The sequence below is a fragment of the Nocardioides nanhaiensis genome (genome assembly GCF_039542785.1).
Lineage (GTDB): Bacteria > Actinomycetota > Actinomycetes > Propionibacteriales > Nocardioidaceae > Nocardioides > Nocardioides nanhaiensis.
This window is the reverse complement of record NZ_BAABIM010000005.1, coordinates 405,688-425,659: the sequence shown is the minus strand read 5'-3', so window position 1 is coordinate 425,659 and position 19,972 is coordinate 405,688. Positions and strand designations below refer to the sequence as shown.

17 protein-coding genes are annotated in these 19,972 nt (G+C 73.8%); 2 read left to right on the top strand and 15 right to left on the bottom strand.

Annotated features, from left to right (window positions below; translation table 11 throughout):
* Positions 1 to 319: 319 nt before the first annotated feature.
* From ABD948_RS21715 to argC, 10 genes are all read right to left on the bottom strand, one after another.
* On the bottom strand, positions 320 to 919 hold the full coding sequence (locus ABD948_RS21715; RefSeq protein ID WP_345272553.1) for a DNA-3-methyladenine glycosylase: 600 nt from the start codon (positions 917 to 919) through the stop codon (positions 320 to 322).
* Between the two features lie 26 nt (positions 920 to 945).
* The gene (gene argH / locus ABD948_RS21710) at positions 946 to 2,382 is read right to left on the bottom strand and encodes an argininosuccinate lyase (protein WP_345272550.1); all 1,437 of its coding nucleotides are present in this window, start codon (positions 2,380 to 2,382) and stop codon (positions 946 to 948) included.
* Positions 2,379 to 2,891: an NUDIX hydrolase gene (locus tag ABD948_RS21705; RefSeq protein ID WP_345272546.1), complete on the bottom strand. Its 513-nt coding sequence runs from the start codon at positions 2,889 to 2,891 to the stop codon at positions 2,379 to 2,381. Before ABD948_RS21705 ends, argH begins: the two co-directional genes overlap by 4 nt.
* Positions 2,891 to 4,324, bottom strand: a complete 1,434-nt coding sequence (gene argG / locus ABD948_RS21700; RefSeq protein ID WP_345272541.1) for an argininosuccinate synthase — start codon at positions 4,322 to 4,324, stop codon at positions 2,891 to 2,893. The genes ABD948_RS21705 and argG overlap by 1 nt, the downstream gene beginning before the upstream one ends.
* Complete coding sequence (locus ABD948_RS21695) at positions 4,321 to 4,881, bottom strand: arginine repressor (RefSeq protein ID WP_345272536.1); 561 nt, start codon at positions 4,879 to 4,881, stop codon at positions 4,321 to 4,323. The genes argG and ABD948_RS21695 overlap by 4 nt, the downstream gene beginning before the upstream one ends.
* Positions 4,878 to 5,843: an ornithine carbamoyltransferase gene (argF, locus tag ABD948_RS21690; RefSeq protein WP_345272530.1), complete on the bottom strand. Its 966-nt coding sequence runs from the start codon at positions 5,841 to 5,843 to the stop codon at positions 4,878 to 4,880. Before argF ends, ABD948_RS21695 begins: the two co-directional genes overlap by 4 nt.
* Positions 5,840 to 7,048, bottom strand: a complete 1,209-nt coding sequence (locus ABD948_RS21685; protein ID WP_345272525.1) for an acetylornithine transaminase — start codon at positions 7,046 to 7,048, stop codon at positions 5,840 to 5,842. Before ABD948_RS21685 ends, argF begins: the two co-directional genes overlap by 4 nt.
* Complete coding sequence (gene argB, locus ABD948_RS21680; RefSeq protein ID WP_345272520.1) at positions 7,045 to 7,986, bottom strand: acetylglutamate kinase; 942 nt, start codon at positions 7,984 to 7,986, stop codon at positions 7,045 to 7,047. Before argB ends, ABD948_RS21685 begins: the two co-directional genes overlap by 4 nt.
* Positions 7,987 to 8,048: 62 nt before the next feature.
* The gene (gene argJ, locus ABD948_RS21675) at positions 8,049 to 9,200 is read right to left on the bottom strand and encodes a bifunctional glutamate N-acetyltransferase/amino-acid acetyltransferase ArgJ (RefSeq protein ID WP_345272515.1); all 1,152 of its coding nucleotides are present in this window, start codon (positions 9,198 to 9,200) and stop codon (positions 8,049 to 8,051) included.
* Entirely contained in the window at positions 9,200 to 10,231 is a 1,032-nt protein-coding gene (gene argC, locus ABD948_RS21670; RefSeq protein WP_345272512.1) for an N-acetyl-gamma-glutamyl-phosphate reductase, read from the bottom strand. The genes argJ and argC overlap by 1 nt, the downstream gene beginning before the upstream one ends.
* A 97-nt stretch (positions 10,232 to 10,328) precedes the next feature.
* Here argC and ABD948_RS21665 point away from each other — a divergent pair, with 97 nt between their 5' ends.
* Complete coding sequence (locus ABD948_RS21665) at positions 10,329 to 11,138, top strand: maleylpyruvate isomerase N-terminal domain-containing protein (protein WP_345272509.1); 810 nt, start codon at positions 10,329 to 10,331, stop codon at positions 11,136 to 11,138.
* A 63-nt stretch (positions 11,139 to 11,201) separates the two neighbouring features.
* Here the strand turns inward: ABD948_RS21665 and pheT are convergent, their stop codons facing one another.
* From pheT to ABD948_RS21650, 3 genes are read right to left on the bottom strand one after another with little or no spacing between them, the layout of a single operon-like run.
* Positions 11,202 to 13,709, bottom strand: coding sequence for a phenylalanine--tRNA ligase subunit beta (pheT, locus tag ABD948_RS21660; protein WP_345272505.1), 2,508 nt, complete (start codon positions 13,707 to 13,709; stop codon positions 11,202 to 11,204).
* 6 nt (positions 13,710 to 13,715) lie between these two features.
* Complete coding sequence (pheS, locus tag ABD948_RS21655) at positions 13,716 to 14,819, bottom strand: phenylalanine--tRNA ligase subunit alpha (RefSeq protein ID WP_345272499.1); 1,104 nt, start codon at positions 14,817 to 14,819, stop codon at positions 13,716 to 13,718.
* 50 nt (positions 14,820 to 14,869) lie between these two features.
* Positions 14,870 to 15,931: a sensor histidine kinase gene (locus ABD948_RS21650; protein WP_345272495.1), complete on the bottom strand. Its 1,062-nt coding sequence runs from the start codon at positions 15,929 to 15,931 to the stop codon at positions 14,870 to 14,872.
* Between the two features lie 97 nt (positions 15,932 to 16,028).
* Between ABD948_RS21650 and ABD948_RS21645 the strand changes: the two genes are divergently transcribed.
* Positions 16,029 to 17,690 (top strand): hypothetical protein, encoded by a 1,662-nt coding sequence (locus tag ABD948_RS21645; protein ID WP_345272492.1) that lies wholly within the window; start codon positions 16,029 to 16,031, stop codon positions 17,688 to 17,690.
* On the opposite strand, the gene ABD948_RS21640 is transcribed toward ABD948_RS21645, so the two are convergent.
* Positions 17,660 to 18,706, bottom strand: coding sequence for a hypothetical protein (locus ABD948_RS21640; RefSeq protein ID WP_345272488.1), 1,047 nt, complete (start codon positions 18,704 to 18,706; stop codon positions 17,660 to 17,662). The two genes, ABD948_RS21645 and ABD948_RS21640, sit on opposite strands and share 31 nt — an antisense overlap.
* On the bottom strand, positions 18,703 to 19,926 hold the full coding sequence (locus tag ABD948_RS21635) for a hypothetical protein (RefSeq protein WP_345272484.1): 1,224 nt from the start codon (positions 19,924 to 19,926) through the stop codon (positions 18,703 to 18,705). Before ABD948_RS21635 ends, ABD948_RS21640 begins: the two co-directional genes overlap by 4 nt.
* Positions 19,927 to 19,972: the final 46 nt, after the last annotated feature.

Below are 19,972 nucleotides of genomic sequence, written 5' to 3'. Positions count from 1 at the left end.
CAACCACACCCACACACCCCACCCAACCCACCACAAAGGCAGACCAGACAAGACACACAGATGCAGTCGCACAAACTTCCATCGACTATCTGACACACTGTTGAGTTCTCAAGAATCAGACGCACACCTGGTTCGGCCTCTCGACCTCCCCTCGGGGCAACCTGCAGAAACTTACCGGGCCGTTCCGGCCGAGTCAAACTCGGCGTTCCCAGCCAGACCGTTCCTGGCGGCCGCACCAGTTGGGGCGCCCCAGCGTCGTGACCGATGGCCACCGTGGGGGGCGCCGCGCTCAGCGCGACGTGGAGAAAACTAGCAGGGCCTATCCGGAGTTGCCAATCGGGGTGGCACGAGGGCTGCGCCGGTAGACCGAGACCGTCTCCTCCCCCGCGAGCCAGCACCGCCACGGGCGGTCCGCGGCCAGGCTGAGTCCCACGCGCGGCCCCCACCGCACGCGCGGTCGCAGTGCCTCCGCCTCGCCCTCCGCGGGCAGGGTCAGCGTGACCCCGGAGTCGCCGCAGACGTCGGCACCGTCGTGGGCCAGCTCCACACCCAGGGTCCGGCACAACCGCCCCGGTCCCCGGGCGAGGTCACGATCGCGGGCCCCCGGTCGACGGCCGCGTGCCAGCGCCAGCCCGTCGACGACCTCGCCGGCGCGCAGCAGGACCGCGGCGGCCTCGCCGTCGGGACCGGTCACCACGTTCGCGCACGTGTGGACGCCGTAGGAGAGGTAGCAGTACAGGCGCCCCGCGGGACCGAACATCACGCCCGTGCGCGGGGTCCGCCCCCGGTGGGCGTGCGATCCGGGGTCCTGCTCCCCCGCGTACGCCTCCACCTCCGTCAGCCGGACCGTCACCTCCCCTACCCGGAGGTGGGCACCGAGCAGCTGCGGCGCCACCTCCAGGACTGGTCGCGAGAGCACCGCTCGCAGCTGATCCGACGTGTGCGTCACGCGCGTCGCGCACTCCAGTGCTCGCGCGCCGCGGCCGCCGTGGCGTTCAGCTCCTCCAGCTGCTCCTCCACGCGACGTGGCGCGGTACCGCCCCGTCCGTCGCGCGAGGCGACCGATCCCTCCACGGTCAGCACCTCACGCACCTCCGGCGTCAACGCCGGCGAGATGTCGGAGAGCTCGGTGTCGCTCAGGTCGGCCAGCTCGATGCCGCGCGCCTCGCACGCCCGCACGCAGGCCCCCGCCGTCTCGTGGGCCACGCGGAAGGGCACCCCTTCCCGCACCAGCCACTCCGCGATGTCGGTCGCCAGCGAGAACCCCTGCGGTGCCAGCGCGGCCATCCGGTCGGTGTCGAAGCGCAACGTCTCGACCATCCCGGTGAAGGCAGGAAGCAGCACCTCGAGGGTGTCCACCGAGTCGAACACCGGCTCCTTGTCCTCCTGGAGGTCGCGGTTGTAGGCCAGGGGCAGCGCCTTGAGGGTGCCCAGCAGGCCGGTCAGGTTCCCGATCAGTCGGCCCGCCTTGCCGCGGGCCAGCTCGGCGACGTCCGGGTTCTTCTTCTGGGGCATGATGCTCGACCCGGTGGACCACGAGTCGTGGAGCTCGACGAACCCCACCTCCCGTGTCGACCAGAAGATGACCTCCTCGGCGAGCCGGCTGACGTCGACACCGACCTGCGCGCACACGAAGGCGAACTCGGCGACGAAGTCGCGGGCCGCCGTGCCGTCGATGGAGTTCGCGGTCGACCCGGCGAACCCGAGCTCCGCCGCGACACCGGTGGGGTCCAGCCCGAGGGACTGACCCGCGAGAGCCCCGGAGCCGTACGGGGAGTCCGACGCCACCCGCGCGTCCCAGTCGGCCAGGCGCCCGACGTCGCGCAGCAGGGGCCAGGCGTGCGCCATCAGGTGGTGGCTGAGCAGCACCGGTTGGGCGTGCTGCAGGTGCGTGCGCCCCGGCATGACCGCACCGAGGTGGGTCCGTGCGTGCTGGGCGAGCACGTCCACCAGGTCCAGCAGCAGCGCTGCCACCGTCGCCGCGTGGTCGCGCAGGAACACCTTGAACAACGTCGCGATCTGGTCGTTGCGGCTCCGGCCGGCGCGCAGGCGACCCCCGACGTCGGGGCCGACCTCCTCGAGCAGCAACCGCTCCAGGGCGCCGTGGACGTCCTCGTCCGAGGGATCCGGGTGGAGCTCTCCAGAGGCGAACCGCTCATCCAGGGAGGCGAGACCGCGCAGCAGCTCCGCGTGGTCGGCGTCGGTGAGCAGGCCGGCCCGGTGCAGCGCGTTCGCGTGAGCACGCGAGCCGGCGAGGTCGTAGGGGGTGAGCCGCCAGTCGAAGTGCGTCGAGCGCGAGAGCGCCTCCAGCTCGGGCGAGGGCCCGCCGGCGAACCGCCCACCCCACAGCTTGCCGGTGTTGGTCGTGCTCTCGGTGCTCACGTGACGTCCTCTCGCGCGGTTCGCACGGCCGCGACGGCGGCCTCCATGATGTCGGGCAGGTCCTCGGTGACGCCGGTGCCGTCGGCGCGCAGCGCCTCGGGCGTCCACCAGGCCGCGCCGAACACGTTGCCCACCTCGGCCGCCTCCAGCCCGTCGAGGCTGACGGCGTCCTCCGCGGCCAGGTCGAGCTCGAGGGGCACCGCCCAGAAGTGGTTGTCGCTGACGTAGTCGCGCCCGTCCCAGGAGAACGGGTGGGTGGCGCGGTGGACCGGGCCCACCAGCGCGGTCGTCGCGACGACGAGCCCGGTCTCCTCGCGCATCTCCCGGACCGCGGCCTCGGGCACCGACTCCCCCGTCTCCACGGCACCGCCGATGCTCACCCAGTGCAGCTCACCCGGACGGGCAGGGTCCTGGCCCTGCAGGAGCAGCACCTGGCCTCCCGCCGAGACGGGCAGGAGCCGCGCCGCCACGCGGTGCACCGGACCGGGGGGCTGGGAGTGGTTGCTCATCAGTCGGTGCCGTACTCCATCGCCGCCGCGTCGAGCGCCACGTCGCTCTCGTCGCCCGCCGCGGCCGGGTTGGCCTCGATGCGCGCCGCCCCGCCGGCGGGCAGCTCGCCGAACAGGGTGCCGTTCTCGACGAGCACCTGCCCTTGGTCGAGCGGCTGGCCCGCGTACATCTCCAGCTTGGCGCGCGAGTCGGCGATGTCGAGGTTGCGCATGGTCAGCTGGCCGATCCGGTCGGTGGGCCCGAACACCGCGTTGTCGGTGCGCTCCATCGAGAGCTTGTCGGGGTGGTAGCTGAACGCGGGGCCGTCGGTGCGCAGGACCGTGTAGTCCTCACCGCGGCGCAGGCGCACCGTCACCTCGCCCGTCACCAGCGAGGCGATCCAGCGCTGGGTGGACTCGCGGATCATCAGGGCCTGCGGGTCCAGCCAGCGGCCCTCGTACAGCAGCCGACCGAGCTTGCGCCCCTCCGAGTGGTACTGGGCGATCGTGTCCTCGTTGTGGATCGCGTTGAGGAGGCGCTCGTACGCCAGCCACAGCAGGGCCATGCCGGGCGCCTCGTAGATGCCGCGCGACTTGGCCTCGATGATCCGGTTCTCGATCTGGTCCGACATGCCCAGGCCGTGGCGACCCCCGATGGCGTTGGCCTCCTGGACCAGCGCGACCTTGTCGTCGTAGCGGCGCCCGTCGATGCTGACGGGCAGGCCGGCCTCGAAGCCGATGGTCACGTCCTCGGCCTCGATGGTCACCGACGGGTCCCAGAACTTCACGCCCATGATCGGCTCGACGGTCTCGAGCGAGACGTCGAGGTGCTCGAGCGTCTTGGCCTCGTGGGTGGCGCCCCAGATGTTGGCGTCGGTCGAGTAGGCCTTCTCCTGGCTGTCGCGGTAGGGCAGCCCGCGCTCGGTGAGCCACTGGCTCATCTCGGTGCGCCCGCCGAGCTCGTGCACGAAGTCCGCGTCCAGCCACGGCTTGTAGATCCGCAGCTCGGGGTTGGCCAGCAGGCCGTAGCGGTAGAAGCGCTCGATGTCGTTGCCCTTGAAGGTCGACCCGTCGCCCCAGATGTCGACGCCGTCCTCGTGCATCGCGCGCACCAGCATCGTCCCGGTGACCGCGCGGCCGATCGGCGTGGTGTTGAAGTACACCCGCCCGCCCGAGCGGATGTGGAACGCCCCGCACGCCATCGCGGCCAGGCCCTCCTCGACCAGCTGCTGGCGGCAGTCGACCGCGCGCGCGATCTCGGCACCGTACTCGAGCGCACGGCCGGGCACCCCGGAGATGTCCGGCTCGTCGTACTGGCCGATGTCGGCGGTGTAGGTGCACGGCACCGCCCCCTTCTCGCGCATCCACGCGACGGCCACCGAGGTGTCGAGGCCGCCGGAGAAGGCGATGCCGACCTTCTGGCCGATGGGGAGGGAGGTCAGGACCTTGCTCACGAGTGCGTTCCTTCTGGGGTCGGGGTCACGTCTGTCTTGTCCTGCGTCGACCCGCGCTGGGCGAGGTCGAGGAAGCGCCGCACCAGGGCGTCGCCCCCGGCGGGGTCTCGGCTGATCACCAGCACGGTGTCGTCGCCGCCGATCGTGCCGAGCACGTCGTCGTACTCCACGCGGTCGAAGGCGGAGGCCAGGTACTGCGCGGCCCCCGGCGGCGTGCGGAGCACCGCCAGGTTGGCGCTCGCGTCGCCGCTCACCAGCAGCTCCGCGCAGAGCCGCGCGAGCCGCTGCAGGGCAGCCTCGGAGCCGGCGGGTGCGGTGAACCGGCGGTCGCCGCCCTCGCCCGGCACGGCGTAGACCATGCCGCCGGAGGCCGAACGCACCTTGAGGGCGTCGAGCTCCACGAGGTCGCGCGAGAGCGTCGCCTGGGTGACCTTCAGCCCGGCTGCCGCCAGCAGGTCGGCGAGCTCGGTCTGGCTGTGCACCTCGCGGTTCGAGACGAGCTCGACGATCAGCTGGTGCCGGGCGGTCTTGGTGACGGGCCGGGCGGCCTCGCTCATCGTCCACCTCCGGCAGGTCCGGCGGAGCGCTCGAGCAGGAAGGCCAGCACCGCCTTCTGGGCGTGACGACGGTTCTCCGCCTCGTCCCAGACGACGCTGCGCGGACCGTCGAGGACCTCGGCGGAGATCTCGTTCCCGCGGTAGGCCGGGAGGCAGTGCATGACGATGGCGTCCGAGGCTGCGTGCGCGAGCAGGTCCGCGGTCACCGACCACGGTCCGAGCACGGCGCGGCGCGCCTGCGCCTCCTCCTCCTTGCCCATCGAGACCCAGGTGTCGGTGACGACGACGCCGGCGCCCTCCACCGCGGCCCGAGGGTCGCCCACGGCACGCACCGAGCCTCCGGTGAGAGCAGCGATCTCGGAGGCATGCTGGAACATCCGGGCCGCGGGCAGGTATCCGTCGGGCCCGCTGACCACCACGTGCATCCCCGCCGTCGCGCCGGCCAGCAGCCAGGAGTTGCCCATGTTGCACGCGGCGTCGCCGAGGAAGGTCACGTGCTGTCCGGCGAGCTCGCCACGGTGCTCGCGCACCGTCTGCAGGTCGGCCAGCAGCTGGCAGGGGTGGAAGTCGTCGGTCAGGGCGTTGACGACCGGCACCCCGGCGTGCGCTGCCATCTCCTCCAGGAAGTCCTGGCGGTAGGTCCGCCAGACGACCGCGGCGGCCTGGCGACCCAGCACCTTCGCGACGTCGTGCACGGACTCGCGCACACCGATGCCGGCCAGCGCGCCGTCGACCAGCATCGCGTGACCGCCGAGCTCGGCGACGCCCGCCGCGAAGCTGGTCTGGGTGCGCAGGGTCGGCTTGTCGAAGACCATGGCCACGCTGAGCGGGCCGGCGAGCGGGGTGGCGCCGAACGGGTCGTGCTTGAACCGCGCGGCCAGCTCCAGCACCTCCGCCTGCTCGGCGGGGCTGAGGTCGTCGTCTCGGAGCAGGTGTCGCGTGGTGGCGGGAGCGCCGCTCACCGCTCGATCCCGGCGGCGTCGAGGATCCCCGGCCAGGCGGAGAGCAGCGCGTCGACGTCGGCGTCGGTGACCACCAGCGGCGGCGCGAGGCGCACGCGGTCGGGCCCCGTGGCGTTGAGGATGAAGCCGGCGGCCTGCGCGGCCTCCACGACCGCCGGCGCCTTCTCCTCGCGCAGCGTCAGGCCCACGAGCACACCGACGCCGCGCACCTCGACGACCCGGGGGTCGGCGGCGACCCCGGCACGCAACCGCTCGCCGACCGTCGTCGCCCGCCCGAGCAGGTCGTCGTCGCTGATGGTGTCGATGACCGCCAGCGCTGCCGCGGTGGAGACCGGGTTGCCGCCGAACGTGGTGCCGTGGTTCCCGGGGCCGAGCAGGGTCGCTGCCCGACCGAAGCCCACGAGAGCACCGATCGGCAGACCGCCGCCCAACCCCTTGGCCAGGGTGACGACGTCGGGCTGGACGCCCGAGGCGTGGCTGGCCAACCAGGTGCCGGTGCGGCCCATGCCGCTCTGCACCTCGTCGAGCCAGAGCAGTGCTCCGGCGCGAGCAGTGATCTCTCGCGCGCCGCGCAGGAAGTCCGTGGACGCCACGTTGACGCCCGCCTCGCCCTGGAGCGGCTCGATGACCACGGCCGCCGTCTGCTCGTCGACCGCCGCGGCCAAGGCGTCCAGGTCACCGAACGGCACCCAGGTGACCTCGCCGGGGAGCGGCTCGAAGGGCTCGCGGTAGGCGGCCTTGGAGGTGAGCGCCAGGCTGCCCATCGTCCGGCCGTGGAACGCGTCCTCCATGGCCACCACCCGGGTGCGACCGGTGAGCCGGGTGAGCTTCAGCGCCGCCTCGTTGGCCTCGGCACCGGAGTTGCAGAAGAACACCCGGCCCTCGGGGGCCACCTGGCCAGGCGCCGGCAGCAGCTGCAGGAGCCGCTCGGCCAGCTCGACCTGGGGCGGGGTGGTGAAGAAGTTGGAGACGTGGCCCAGGGTGCGCAGCTGCTCGGAGACCGCCGCCAGCAGCGCCGGGTGCGCGTGACCGAGCGTGTTGACCGCGATCCCGCCCAGGAAGTCCACGTACTCGTGCCCGTCGGCGTCCCACACGTGCGCGCCGGCGCCACGGACCAGCGCCATCTTGGGCGGGCCGAAGGTGTTCATCAGCGCGGCGGCGTAGCGCTCGCCCCACGCGGCGTTGCCTCCCTGCGACGTGCTCACGATGCGTCCCTGGCCTTCCGGGTCTTGGTCTCGACGCCGGGCAGCACCTGGGTGCCGACGCCCTCCTGAGTGAAGAGCTCGAGGATCACCGCGTGCGGTTCGCGGCCGTCGACGACCGTGGCGCGCGGGACGCCCCCCTGGACCGCCTGCAGGCAGGCGCCCATCTTCGGGATCATGCCGCTGGCGAGGGTGGGCAGGATCCGCTCCAGCTCCTCGGGGTTGATCTCGCCGATCACCTCCTCGGGGTCCGGCCAGTCGAGGTAGAGGCCCTCGACGTCGGTCAGCACCAGCAGCTTCTCGGCTCCCAGTGCGACCGCGAGGGACGCCGCGGCGAGGTCGGCGTTGACGTTGTGCACCTGGCCGTCGACGTCGGGCGCGACGCTCGAGACCACGGGCACGCGACCGGCCTCGATGATGTCGAGCACCGCCTCGGGGCGCACCCGGGTCACCTCGCCCACGAGGCCGAGGTCGACCTCCTCGCCGTCGACCACGGTGCCGGTCTGCTCGGCGGTGAACAGACCCGCGTCCTCGCCGGAGAGACCGACGGCCAGCGGGCCGTGCTCGTTGATGAGCCCGACCAGCTCGCGCTGCACCTGGCCGACCAGGACCATCCGGACCACGTCCATGGCCTCCGGTGTGGTGACACGCAGACCCCCCTTGAACTCCGAGGTGATCCCCAGCCGGTCGAGCATGGAGGAGATCTGCGGGCCGCCGCCGTGCACGACCACGGGCTTGAAGCCCGCGAAGCGCAGGAAGGCGATGTCCTCGGCGAACGCGCGCTTGAGCGTGTCGTCGGTCATCGCGTTGCCGCCGTACTTCACCACCACGATCTTGTGGTGGTAGCGCTTGAGCCACGGCAGGGCGGCGGCGAGCGTGCGCGCCTTCGCCTGGTCGGGCTTGCTGGCGTCGGTGGTGGAGTCGCTGGTGGAGTCGGTCATGTCCTCGGTCCGTGCTGGTCGGCGGGCTGGTCCGGAGCGGTGCTCACTGGGTCATCACTGCGTCAGGAGGAGTACGCGCTGTTCTCGTGCACGTAGGCGTGCGTGAGGTCGTTGGTCCACACCGTGGCGCGGTGGGCACCGGCCTTCAGGTCGACGGTCACGCTGACCTCGCGCGCCGAGAGGTCGACGCCGGCGGGGTCCTCCGCCGGAGTGGAGTTGCGACACACCCAGACCCCGTTCATCGCGACGTCGAGGTCGGCGGGGTCGAACGCGGCCTGCGTGGTGCCCACGCTGGCCAACACCCGGCCCCAGTTGGGGTCCTTGCCGAAGACCGCTGCCTTGAACAGGTTGCTGCGCGCGATGCTGCGCCCCACCTCGACGGCGTCGTCCTCGGAGGCCGCGTTGAGCACGGTGATGGCGATCTCGTGGTCGGCGCCCTCGGCGTCGGCGAGCAGCTGCATGGCGAGGTCGGTGCAGGCCCGGGTGAGCGCCTCGGTGAAGTCGGGCAGCGAGGGCGTGATGCCGCTGGCGCCGCTGGCCATCACGGTGACGGTGTCGTTGGTGCTCATGCAGCCGTCGGAGTCGAGCCGGTCGAAGCTCACCCGGGTGGCGGCGCGCAGCGCCCCGTCCAGGTCGGCTGCAGGCACCACGGCGTCGGTGGTGAGCACCACGAGCATGGTGGCCAGCTGCGGGGCGAGCATGCCGGCCCCCTTGGCCATGCCGCCGATGGACCAGCCGGCACCCTCGACGACGACCTGCTTGCTGACCGAGTCGGTGGTCATGATCGCCTCGGCCGCCTGCTCGCCGCCCTCCGCGGAGAGCGCGGCGTGTGCGTCGTCGACGCCGGCGAGCACGGTCTCGCGGGGGTTGGTGAGACCGATCAACCCCGTGGAGCAGACGACGACGTCGCCGGCGCCGATGCCCACGTGCTGCGCGACCCGCTCGGCCACGGCGTGGGTGGTCTGGAACCCCTCGGGCCCGGTGTAGCAGTTGGCGCCGCCGGAGTTGAGGACGACGGCGCGCACGACGCCGTCCTTGACGACCTCGCGGCTCCACAGCACGGGGTTGGCCTGGCAGCGGTTGGCGGTGAAGACGCTGGCGCTGTCGTGCTGCGGCCCGTCGTTGACGACGAGCGCGACGTCGCGGGCGCCGGTTGACTTCAGGCCGGCGGCGACGCCCGAGGCGCGGAACCCGGCGGGGTGCGTGATGCTCATTACGGGGCGATCCCTACGGAGGTCAGGCCCAGGCCCTCGTCGAGGCCCAGGGCGAGGTTCATGCACTGGACGGCGGCGCCGCCGGTGCCCTTGGCGAGGTTGTCGACCGCACCGACGGCGACGAGTCGTCGCGCGTGCTCGTCGACGGTGACCTGCACGTGCACGGCGTTGGAGCCGAGCACCGACTGCGTCTGCGGCCAGAGCCCGTCGGGCAGCAGGTGCACGAAGGGCTCCGCGGCGTAGGCCTGCTCGTAGACCTCGCGCGCGCGCTCGGCGGTCACGCCGTCGGCCAGCCGGGCCGAGCAGGTGGCCAGGATGCCGCGCGACATGGGGACGAGCAGCGGCGTGAAGCTCACCGACACCTCGCCCTCGACGAGCCCGGAGAGGTTCTGGGTGATCTCGGGAGTGTGGCGGTGCACGCCGCCGACGCCGTAGGCGCTCGCGTTGCCCATCACCTCGCTGCCAAGCAGGTGCGGCTTGGCGGCCTTGCCGGCGCCGCTGGTGCCGGAGGCCGCCACCACGACGACGTCGGGCTCCACGAGCCCGGCCGCGACGGCGGGCGCGAGGGTCAGCGTGCTGACGGTCGGGTAGCAGCCGGGCACCGCGATCCGGGTGGCGCCGCGCAGCAGCTCGCGCTGGCCGGGCAGCTCGGGGAGCCCGTAGGGCCAGGTGCCGGCGTGGGAGCCCCCGTAGAAGCGCTCCCACTCCCCCGCGTCCTGGAGGCGGAAGTCGGCGCCGCAGTCGATCACGACGACGTCGTCGGGCAGCGCCGCCGCGATCTCGCCGGACTGCCCGTGCGGCAGCCCGAGCACGACGACGTCGTGACCGGCCAGCACGTCGAGCTCGGTCGGTTCCAGCACCCGGTCGGCCAGGGGTAGCAGGTGGGGCTGGAGGGTACCGAGGCGCTGACCGGCGTTGCTGCCGCCGGTGAGGGCCCCGATCTCCACGGAGGGGTGCCCCAGCAGCAGCCGGAGCACCTCACCCCCGGCGTACCCGCTGGCTCCCGCCACCGCCACCCGCGTCGTCGTCATGCTGCATGACTATACACAACTCTGCATGTTCATGTTCGACGGGGTGAGCGAGGAGAAACCGGTGGTCGTCGGCCCGGGCGACTCCTACCGTCGCCACATGACGTCCCCACGCGGCCCGCTGACCGCCGCCGACTACCTGCACCACCTGCGCGCGGACTCCGCCCGGGCCCGCACGGTGCTGCGCGACGCCGACCCCTCGGCCCGGGTGCCGGGCTGCCCGGACTGGAGCGTCGACGACCTGCTCTGGCACCTCGGCCCGCAGGTGCAGGGGTTCTGGGCGTACGTCGTCCGCCGTCGCCCCGCTCCCCCGGCGGACTGGGAGGAGCCGACCCGCCCCGCGGACCACGCGGGCGTGCTCGCCGCCTTCGACGAGGCGCACGCAGCCCTGGTGACCGCACTCGAGGCGGCCGATCCCGCCGAGGAGGCCTGGAGCTGGTCGCCGGACCAGACCGTCGGCTTCACCCTGCGGCGGCAGGCTCACGAGGCACTCGTGCACCGCGTCGATGCCGAGCAGGCCGCGGGGGTGGACCCGGCACCCATCGACCCGTGGCTGGCGGCCGACGGCGTCGAGGAGACGCTCGCGGTCATGTTCAGGGGCAAGCCCGACTGGGGTGTCTTCGCAGCCACGGGCCAGCACGTGCGGGTGGACCTGACCGACGCTGCCGCGCCCGTGTGGGTGCAGCTGGGCCGGTTCACCGGCACCGACCCCGAGGGCGGGCGCCACGACCTCGACGACATCGCGGTGGTGCCCGATCCCCACGTCGAGCCGGACGTGGTCATCGCCGGACCGGCTGCCGCCGTCGACCTCTGGCTGTGGCGGCGTGGCGACGACGCCGCCGTCACCGCGACCGGCGACAGCGAGGCCCACGCGCGGTTCCTGGGCTGCGTCGCGCACCCCATCGAGTAGCGCATGTCGGCCGCGCCGTCGCCAGCGCCCGAGCGCCGGCTCGACGGTCCCGGAGGCCGCAGGTCAGCGCTGGACGGCGCCCACCCGCTCGGTGGCCAGGGCGACGGCGGCGTCGCGGGCGGCGGCGGTCTCCTCGTCGGTGAGGGTGCGGTCGGGGGCGCGGAAGCGCAGCGCGAAGGCCAGCGACGTGCGGCCCTCGCCCACCTGGACGCCGGTGTAGACGTCGAAGAGCCGCACCGACTCCAGCAGGTCGCCCGCGCCCTCGCGCAGCGCCGCCTCCACGGCAGCGGTCGGCACCGAGCTCTCCACCACCAGGGCGACGTCCTCCTTGGCCAGTGGGAAGTCGGAGAACGACGGCGCCAGCACGCGCTCGGGGGCGTGGGCCATCAACCGGCCCAGGTCCACCTCGGCGGCCACCGACCGTGCCGGCACGCCGTGGGCCACGCACACCCGGGGGTGCAGCTCACCGGCGTGGCCGAGCAGCTCCCCGGCCTGGCCGTCTGCTCCGGCGACGTGGACCGCGGCACACCGACCCGGGTGCCAGGGCGCGACCGCGGCGGGCTGCACGACCAGCGGCACGTGCAGCGCGTCGGCGACGGCGCGCACGGCGTCGAGCGCGTCGGCCCAGGTGACGGCGCGACCGGCGCCCCACCACCCCGCGCGCTCGCGCTCGCCGGCGGCCACCAGCGCGAGGTGCTCGGGCTGGGCCGGCAGGGCGGCGTCGAGCTCGGCGACCTGCTCGGGGGTCGGCCGGGTGTCGACGCCGAAGATCGGCACGGCGCCGCCACCCTCGGCACGGGCGGGCAGGGTGACCGTGGCCGTCTCGAAGAGCGCCGCGCTCGTGGCCCCGCGCCCCGCGTTGCGGGCCAGCTGGCCCAGCAGCCCCGGGAGCAGGGTCGTCGTCATGAACGGCTCCTCGGCCGAGAGCGGGTTGGCCAGCCGCAGCAGCCGGCGTCGCTCGTCGTCGGCGGGAAGGCCCAGCCGGTCCATCGCGGCCTCACCGACGAAGGGGAAGCTGATGACCTCGACCAGGCCCTGGCCCGCCAGGGTGCGACCGACGCGTCGGCGCAGCCGCTGCACCCGGGTGAGCCCACGGCCACCGGTGGGCGTGGGCAGCACCGAGGGCACCTTGTCGTAGCCGACCAGGCGGGCGACCTCCTCGACCAGGTCGTAGGGGTCGGTGACGTCGGGCCGCCACGGCGGCGGGGTCACCGTCAGCGTGGTGCCGGCCTCCTCGACGGCGCAGCCCACGGCGCGCAGGTGCTCGACGGCGGTCGCCGGCGCGATCTCCATGCCGGTGATCCGCGCCGGGAGGTCGGCCTCGACGGTGATGGTGGGCTGCGCCGGTGCGCTGCCCACCACGGTGACACCCGGCTCGGCGGTGGCGCCGCCGTGCGCGACGAGCAGCTCGACCACCCGGTCGGCGGCCGCCTCGCAGATGGTGGGGTCGACGCCGCGCTCGTTGCGCTTGCCGGCCTCGGAGGTGATCCGGTGGCGGCGCCCGGTGCGGAACATCGCCACCGGGTCCCAGTGCGCCGACTCCACCAGCACGCGGGTGGTGCTGACCGACATCTCGGTGGCCTCGCCACCCATGACGCCACCCAGGCCGATGACGCCGGAGTCGTCGGTGACGACGAGGTCCTCGGTCGAGAGCGCGCGGTCGGTGCCGTCGAGGGTGGTGAGCCGCTCGCCCTCGTGGGCGCGCCGCACGCCAACCGTGCCGGTGAGCTTGTCGGCGTCGTAGCCGTGGATCGGCCGGCCGGTCTCGAGCATCACGTAGTTCGTGACGTCGACCGCCAGCGAGATCGAGCGCATGCCGGCCTGCTGGAGCCGGCGCGCCATCCAGTCCGGCGTCGGGGCGGCGGCGTCGAAGCCGCTGACGGTGCGGGCGACGAACACGGGGCAGCCGACCGCGTCGTCGATCGCGACGGGGTGGCCGGCAGCGTCGGCCGGTGGCACCGACCGGTCGCACGGGTCGCGGAAGGCGACGCCGAAGGAGGTCGCAGCCTCGCGCGCCACGCCGCGGATGCTCAGCGCGTAGGCGCGGTCGGGGTTGATCTCCATCTCGATGGTCGTCTCGTCGAGACCGAGCAGCGGACGGGCGTCCTCGCCGGCGGTGCCGGCACCGGCGGGCAGCACGATGATGCCGTCGTGGTCGTCACCGAGGCCCAGCTCGGCGGCGGAGCAGATCATGCCCGCCGAGACGTGGCCGTAGGTCTTGCGCGCGGAGATCGCGAAGCCGCCCGGCAGCACGCCGCCGGGCAGCACGACCACCACGAGGTCGCCGGCGTCGAAGTTGTGCGCGCCGCAGACGATGCCCTGGGGCTCGCCGGTGCCGTTGGCGTCACCGACGTCGACGGTGCACCAGTTGATGGTCTTGCCGTTCTTCTGCGGCTCGGGCTCGCGGGTGAGCACGCGGCCCACCACCAGCGGGCCGGTGATCTCGGAGCCCGGCGAGTGCAGCGCCTCGAGCTTGAGTCCCAGCGCCGTCAGTCGGGCGGCGAGCTGCTCGGGGGCGAGGTCGGCGGGCAGGTCCGCGTGGTCGCGGATCCAGGAGACGGGTGCCAGCACGGCGGGTCAGAGCTCCGTTCCGAAGGCCGAGGAGTAGCGGACGTCGCCCTCGAAGAAGTCGCGCATGCTCGCGGCGCCGCTGTGGAACATGAAGGCGCGGTCGATGCCCATGCCGAAGGCGAAGCCGGTGTAGGTGTCGCTGTCGACGCCGCAGGCGGTGAGCACCCGCGGGTTGACGACGCCGCAGCCGCCCCACTCGATCCAGCCCTCGCCCCTGCAGGTGCGGCAGGAGGCGACGGCGGGCTCGGCGCCGCGGCACACGAAGCAGCGCAGGTCGACCTCGGCCGAGGGCTCGGTGAAGGGGAAGTAGGAGGGGCGGAAGCGGGTGCTGATGCCCTCGCCGAACAGTTGCTCGGCCACGTGGTCGAGCGTCCCCTTGAGGTGCGCCATCGTGATGCCGCGGTCGACCACGAGCCCCTCGACCTGGTGGAACATCGGGCTGTGGGTGGCGTCGTACTCGTCGGTGCGGAACACCCGGCCCGGGCAGATCACGTAGATCGGGGGCTCGCGGGTCAGCATCGTGCGCGCCTGCACGGGCGAGGTGTGGGTGCGCAGCACCACGTGGTTCTCGGCCGGCTCGGTCCAGAAGGTGTCCTGCATGGTGCGGGCGGGGTGGTCGGGCCCGAGGTTGAGCGCGTCGAAGTTCAGCCACTCCGCCTCGACGACGGGACCCTCCGCCACCTCCCAGCCCAGCCCGACGAACAGGTCGGCGATGTGCTCGCTCATCAGGGTGATGGGGTGGCGGCTCCCCTGCGGGAGCCGGTCGGTGGGCAGCGTGACGTCGACGGTCTCCTCGACGAGCATCCGCTCCTCGTGCTCGACCTCGAGCTCGGCCTGCCGGGCGGCGAGCGCCTGGTTGACCTCACCGCGCGCGCGGCCGACGCGCTGCCCGGCCTCCTTGCGGGCGGCCGGCGGGAGGGCACCGATCTCGCGGTTGGCCAGGGCCAGCGGCGAGCGGTCGCCGGCGTGGGCCAGGCGCACCTGCTTGAGCTGGTCGAGGTCGGCGGCACCCGCGATGGCAGCCAGCGCGGCCTCGCGGGCGGCGTCGACCGCCTCGGGCTTCACGTCGGTGACCTCCACGGGGTCGAAGTCGGTGTTGGGTCCGGACACGACGGCGAGTCTAGGAAGGGTCCCGGACGGCCCGCGACCGGGTTACCCGCTCAGAGGTCGTCCTCCCCCATCAGCGGCCACCCCACGGTGATCCGCGCGCCGCCGCCGGGGGCGTCGTCGATCTCCACGGTGCCGCCGTGCGCCTTGACCAGGCCGCCCACGATGTAGAGCCCGAGCCCCGAGCCGCCGCGGGCGCCGCCCTTCCAGAACTTGGTGAAGACCCGACGACGCAGCTCGGCGGGGATGCCCTCGCCCTCGTCGGTGACGGTGATCGTCGCGCAGGGCGGCTCGACGTCCGGTGCGACCCCGAGCGCCACCACCACCTGGCCCTCGCCGTGCCGCACCGCGTTCTCGACCAGGTTGGTGACCACCTGGGTGAGCTTGTCGGGGTCGGCCAGTACCTCGATCTCCCCGACCCCCGCGGGCAGGTCGAGGTCGATCTCGCGGGCGGTGCCGGCCGCGACCGACTCCACCACGCGCCGGACCAGCACGACGGCGTCGCACGGCCGCGGGTAGAGCTGCAGGCGGCCGGTGTCGATGCGGGCGACGTCGAGGAGCTCGGCGATCAGCCGGCTGAGCCGGTCGGAGTCGGCGCTGACGGTGGTCAGCATCAGCTTCTTCTGCTCGTCGGAGAGCTTGTCCCAGCGGTTCAGCATCGCCTGCACGAAGCCCTTGACACCCGTGAGCGGTGAGCGCAGCTCGTGCGCCACGGTGGCCACGAGGTCCGAGCGCTCCCGGTCCAGCCGGGCACGGCCACGCCCGGAGCGCAGTGCGATCGTCAGCCCCGTGACCGGACCTCCGGGCCGTTCCCGCAGCACCCGTGCCGCCACCAGGACCTCGGTGCCGTCGGGCAGCAGCCAGGACTGCTCGGGGATGCCGGTGATGGTCGAGAGGCCGGCGAAGGGGCGGGTGCAGGCCCACCAGTCGCGGCCCTCCTGGTCCTGCAGGCGCAGCACCTCGGCCGCGTCGCGGCCCACCAGCCGCTCACCGCCCCCCAGCATCCGGGCGGCGGTGGCCGAGACCAGCCGCACCCGCTGCTCGGCGTCGACGACGACGACTCCGTCGGGGAGCGCGTCGGCCAGGGACTGCGCGTCGGCCACGTGGTCTGCCACGCCCGCACTCTAACGATCCGGTCACGGCCCTCCTCCCGGGACAACCACGGCGTCAGCCGTAGCGTCTCCTCCTCACGACCCGTCCCGAGGAGGACCCGTGCCCGCACCGACCCGCCGCCCGCGCGGTCTGGCCGCCGCACTGCTGGCCGCCACCGCAGTGTTCGCGACGACCCTGTCGCCGTCGACGACGCCCGTGGCCGCCGGGGCGGCCGGCTCCGCGGTTGCGTCGACCCAGCCGGCCGACTACCGCTTCCTGCGCGCTCAGGTCTTCAACGCGCCGGGGCTGGGCCAGCTCGCCGTCGGCATGCCGACGCCGCGGGTGGTGAAGGTCCAGCACCGGCTGGAGGGCGAGAGCACCTGGTCGGCACCGACGACGCTGTTCCGGCGCGAGGGCGTGACGTGCGGCGACATCGGCGGCCACGCCTCGCCGGGCGGCGTCGCGCTGATCCTCGAGTGCGACTCGCCGTTCTACATCGAGGACGCCCCGGTGAAGAGCCGAGCCGTCGTGACCCGCGACCTCACCACCTTCGCGATCCGCCAGCTGCCCGGCGAGGCCTACACCGACCCCGGCATCTCGCCCAGCGGCGAGCACGCCGTGTGGCTGGCCGGCTACGGCGGCAACTTCCTCACCTGGAACGCGGACTCCGGCTTCTCGCCGCTGCGCAGCAGCAGCTTCGACAGCGACTCCGGCGGCGAGGTGGCGGTGGTCGCCGACGACGGCACGGTCACCATCGCCGGCAGCTCGATGGAGGGTCGCGGCTGCGGGGTGGGGCTGCTGGCCGTCACGCCGGACGGCGCCGAGAGCGAGCAGCGCGTCGCCCTGGCACCCGGCACCCCGGGCACCTGCTCGGAGTTCTCCGCCGACGCCGCCTCCAGCACCCGGGTCACCGCCGCCGACCCGCGCCCCGAGAACAGGTGGGTGGTCGGACGTGACGACGAGTCCTCCCCCTGGCGCGTGATCGCGACGGCGCCCGTGGCAGCGCCCAGCCTCGCTGACTGGCCACCGAACCCCCGCCGCGGCATCGCCGCGGCGTTCTCGAGCGTGCCTGGCCAGCCGCTGCTGGCGCTCGGCAGCCCCGACCGGCGCCGGATCCAGGTGCAGTCCTACGACGCCGCCGCGCAGGAGTGGTCGCCGGCCCGCACCGTCTACGACCACGGCTTCCCGGGGTGCACCACCGACTACCAGCCCCTGGTCCGGTCCTCGGCGGTGCACGCGCTGGTGCTCCACTGCTGGGCGAAGCGCCGCGCCGACGGCGACTACCCGCCGCAGGGGCGCGGCCTGCAGACGTTGCCGCGCGACCAGCGCCGCGTCGTGCTGAGCGCGGACGGCGCCACCTGGCGGACCGTCGCCGTGGGCGCCCGGCCGGTGACGCCCTCGCTCGACCGCGCGCAGGTCGCGGCACCGGGCAACCGCGTCACCACGATCGTCTCGGCCTCCGGCGTCGTCCGGGTCCCGGCCACCACCCGTGGCCGGTGCGAGGCGGTGCTGCCCACGGACCCCCGCGGCCTGCTCCGCCTGGCCGCCACCCGCGGCTCGCGCGGCTTTCCCGCGCGCCTGCAGCGCTGGACCGGCAGCCGGTGGCGCTCGATCGCGCGCGTGCCGGTGCCCGCGGCGGGCACCTGCCGCCGGGTCGTCACCTTCGACGCCGACGCGCCTGCGGGACGCTTCTTCTTCGACTCGAGCAGCCCCCGCGCCGGCGGGCTGCAGGTCGTCCGGACGAGCGACGGCTACGAGGTGCGGCGCACCCGTGGGTTCTGAACCCGGTCGTACAGGTAGGCGCGCGCGGCGTCGAGCCACGGGTCACCCTCCCGGTCGCGTGGCGCGGCCCCACGCCCTGGCACCATCACGTCCACGTCGAGGTCGAGCGGGTCCCGGCGCCCCTCCGGCTGCGACCTGATCCCCACCTCCGAGGAGGTCGGCAGCCGGGCAGCGGCGTCGAGCACGTGCTCTAGCCAGCGGGTCACCGCACGTCGTTCCTCCCGAGCCACGGACCGTGGGGCCCGGTCGGTGACCGACAGGATCCGCTCGACGACCACGCGGTCGTACTCGGTGCCGACGACCGGCGCCCACGCCTGCATCCACGGCGGGAGCGTGGGCTGGTCCTGCTGCATCTCCAGGAGCACCTGGACGGCTCGGGCGTCCACCACCTGCTCGCCGGAAGCCAGGCGCAGCGTGCCCTCGCCCATCACGGTGACCCGGTCGGCGGCCAGGTAGCCGGCCGCCGTCGCCCGCAGCGCGAGCTCGGCGAGCGCCGCGGGCCCGTCCGCAGCCGTGACCCGCAGCTCGATGTCGTCCTCGCCGAGGTAGACCTGCGCGGCGGTGCCCGACAGCTCGGTCCCCTGCACCAGCGCCGTCGCCACGCGCTCCGCGGCGTCCGGGTCCTCCAGGCGGCCGTCCACCGTGGGCACCGGCTCTTCCGGCACGACGAGGTCGCCGTACTCGTCGAGCTCAGCGCGTCCCGCGCCGACCGTCAGCCAGGCGGCGCCGTCGACGGCCTCGAGCTCCGCGACCGCCTCGAGCGCACCCGCGACCTGCTCGACGTCGGCGTCGGGCGCCAGGTCGACGACGGCGCGGGTGATCGAGTAGTCCGAGTCCTCGACCGGGTCGGTGCTCACCAGCGCGTGCTCGACGCCGGACAGCTCCAGCAGGTCGGCGGTGTCGTCCTCACGCACGCCGTCGCCCTGGGCGCCACCGATGCTGATCGGCGAGGTGCAGGCCCCGGACGCCCCGAGCACCACGGCGGCCAGCACCCCGGCGAGGACCCTGCGGCTCACCGCACGGCCCCGCGCTCGCGCAGGTAGGCCTCCGCGCGCTCGCTCAAGGCCGAGGGACGCCGGTCCCCGTTCGGCGTCTCCGCGCCGCGACCGACGCTCACGAGCACCTCGGCGTCGCGCAGCGGGTTGGTGGCGTCGTCGGCCCCACCGGAGGTGTAGACGTGCAGGCGCGACCCGCGCGGCAGGGTGGCGAGGGCGTCCAGGCCGGGGAGCGCCGCTCGCCACAACGCCTCTTCGGCGCGTGCCCGGGCACGCCGGTCCAGCTGGGGCGGATCGGCCACGTCGAAGGGCAGCGTCATGTCGATGTTCTGGTCGCGGTACACGTCGACCTGGATGCGCGACCGCTCCACCCAGGGCAGCGGCCCGCGCACCCGCGCGAGGCGCTCGTAGGCGGCCAGGGCCTGCTCGTCGAGGCCCGGGACGGCGAGGTGGCCGCCGAAGGTCAGGATCCCGCGGCTGATGGTGGAGGAACCGTTGACGCTGCCCGCCGACACCGTGGCGGAGTCGACCCGGCCCAGCAGGCCCGAGTCGAGCAGCAGGCGCGCCGGCTCGACCACGGCAGCCGCGTCGTCGGCGTCCACGGCCGCCTCGAGCACCGGACGCTCGAGTCCGTCACCGGTGTCCGGCAGGCCCACGCCGTCGTCGAGCGGCTGCGACACGTACACGCCGATCTCCTCGGGGAGGAGATCACGCGCCTCGACGAGTGCGGAGACCATCAGGAAGCGCTGCTCCTCGGTCTCGCCCAGCGAGCCCAGGGCGGCGGTTCCGCTCCCGGGTGGGGGGTCGTTGACGGCACCGGGCCCGATCGTCAGCGTGGGGGCGCCGCCCGACTCGCCCATCGCCTCCAGCACCGCGATGACCTGCTCGGTGGTGGCGTCGAGCTCCATCTCCACTCGGGAGACCCGATCGGTGAGCTCGTCGACGGCGTAGGTGACCACCTCGGCATCGGCGACGCCTGGCATGGCCAGCAGCGCCTCGGTCTCCTCCTCCTCGAGCCCGACGTCGTCGCCCTCGTCGCCCTCGTCGCCCTCATCGTCGTCACCCGACCGGTCGTCGGGCTCCGTCTCCGGCTCGGCGTAGGGATCGGTCTCCCCCTCCCCGCCGCTGGTCCCGCCGGTGCGCGTCTGGTCGTCCGCGCAGGCGGGGGTGAGCACGAGCAGGGCGGTCAGCAGCGCAGCGGCGCTGGTGGCGCGACGGCACCGGGGCGGTCGAGGACGCATGCGGGCGTCCTACCCGCGCTCGAGCGTGCTCACACCGTGGAGCGCT

Excerpts from the sequence above, each read along its gene's own strand:
- ABD948_RS21705 (WP_345272546.1), bottom strand. The coding sequence starts at position 2,891 with ATGAGCAACCACTCCCAGCCCCCCGGTCCGGTGCACCGCGTGGCGGCG.
- ABD948_RS21695 (WP_345272536.1), bottom strand. The coding sequence starts at position 4,881 with ATGAGCGAGGCCGCCCGGCCCGTCACCAAGACCGCCCGGCACCAGCTG.
- argB (WP_345272520.1), bottom strand. The coding sequence starts at position 7,986 with ATGACCGACTCCACCAGCGACTCCACCACCGACGCCAGCAAGCCCGAC.
- argJ (WP_345272515.1), bottom strand. The coding sequence starts at position 9,200 with ATGAGCATCACGCACCCCGCCGGGTTCCGCGCCTCGGGCGTCGCCGCC.
- argC (WP_345272512.1), bottom strand. The coding sequence starts at position 10,231 with ATGACGACGACGCGGGTGGCGGTGGCGGGAGCCAGCGGGTACGCCGGG.
- ABD948_RS21665 (WP_345272509.1), top strand. The coding sequence starts at position 10,329 with ATGACGTCCCCACGCGGCCCGCTGACCGCCGCCGACTACCTGCACCAC.
- ABD948_RS21635 (WP_345272484.1), bottom strand. The coding sequence starts at position 19,926 with ATGCGTCCTCGACCGCCCCGGTGCCGTCGCGCCACCAGCGCCGCTGCG.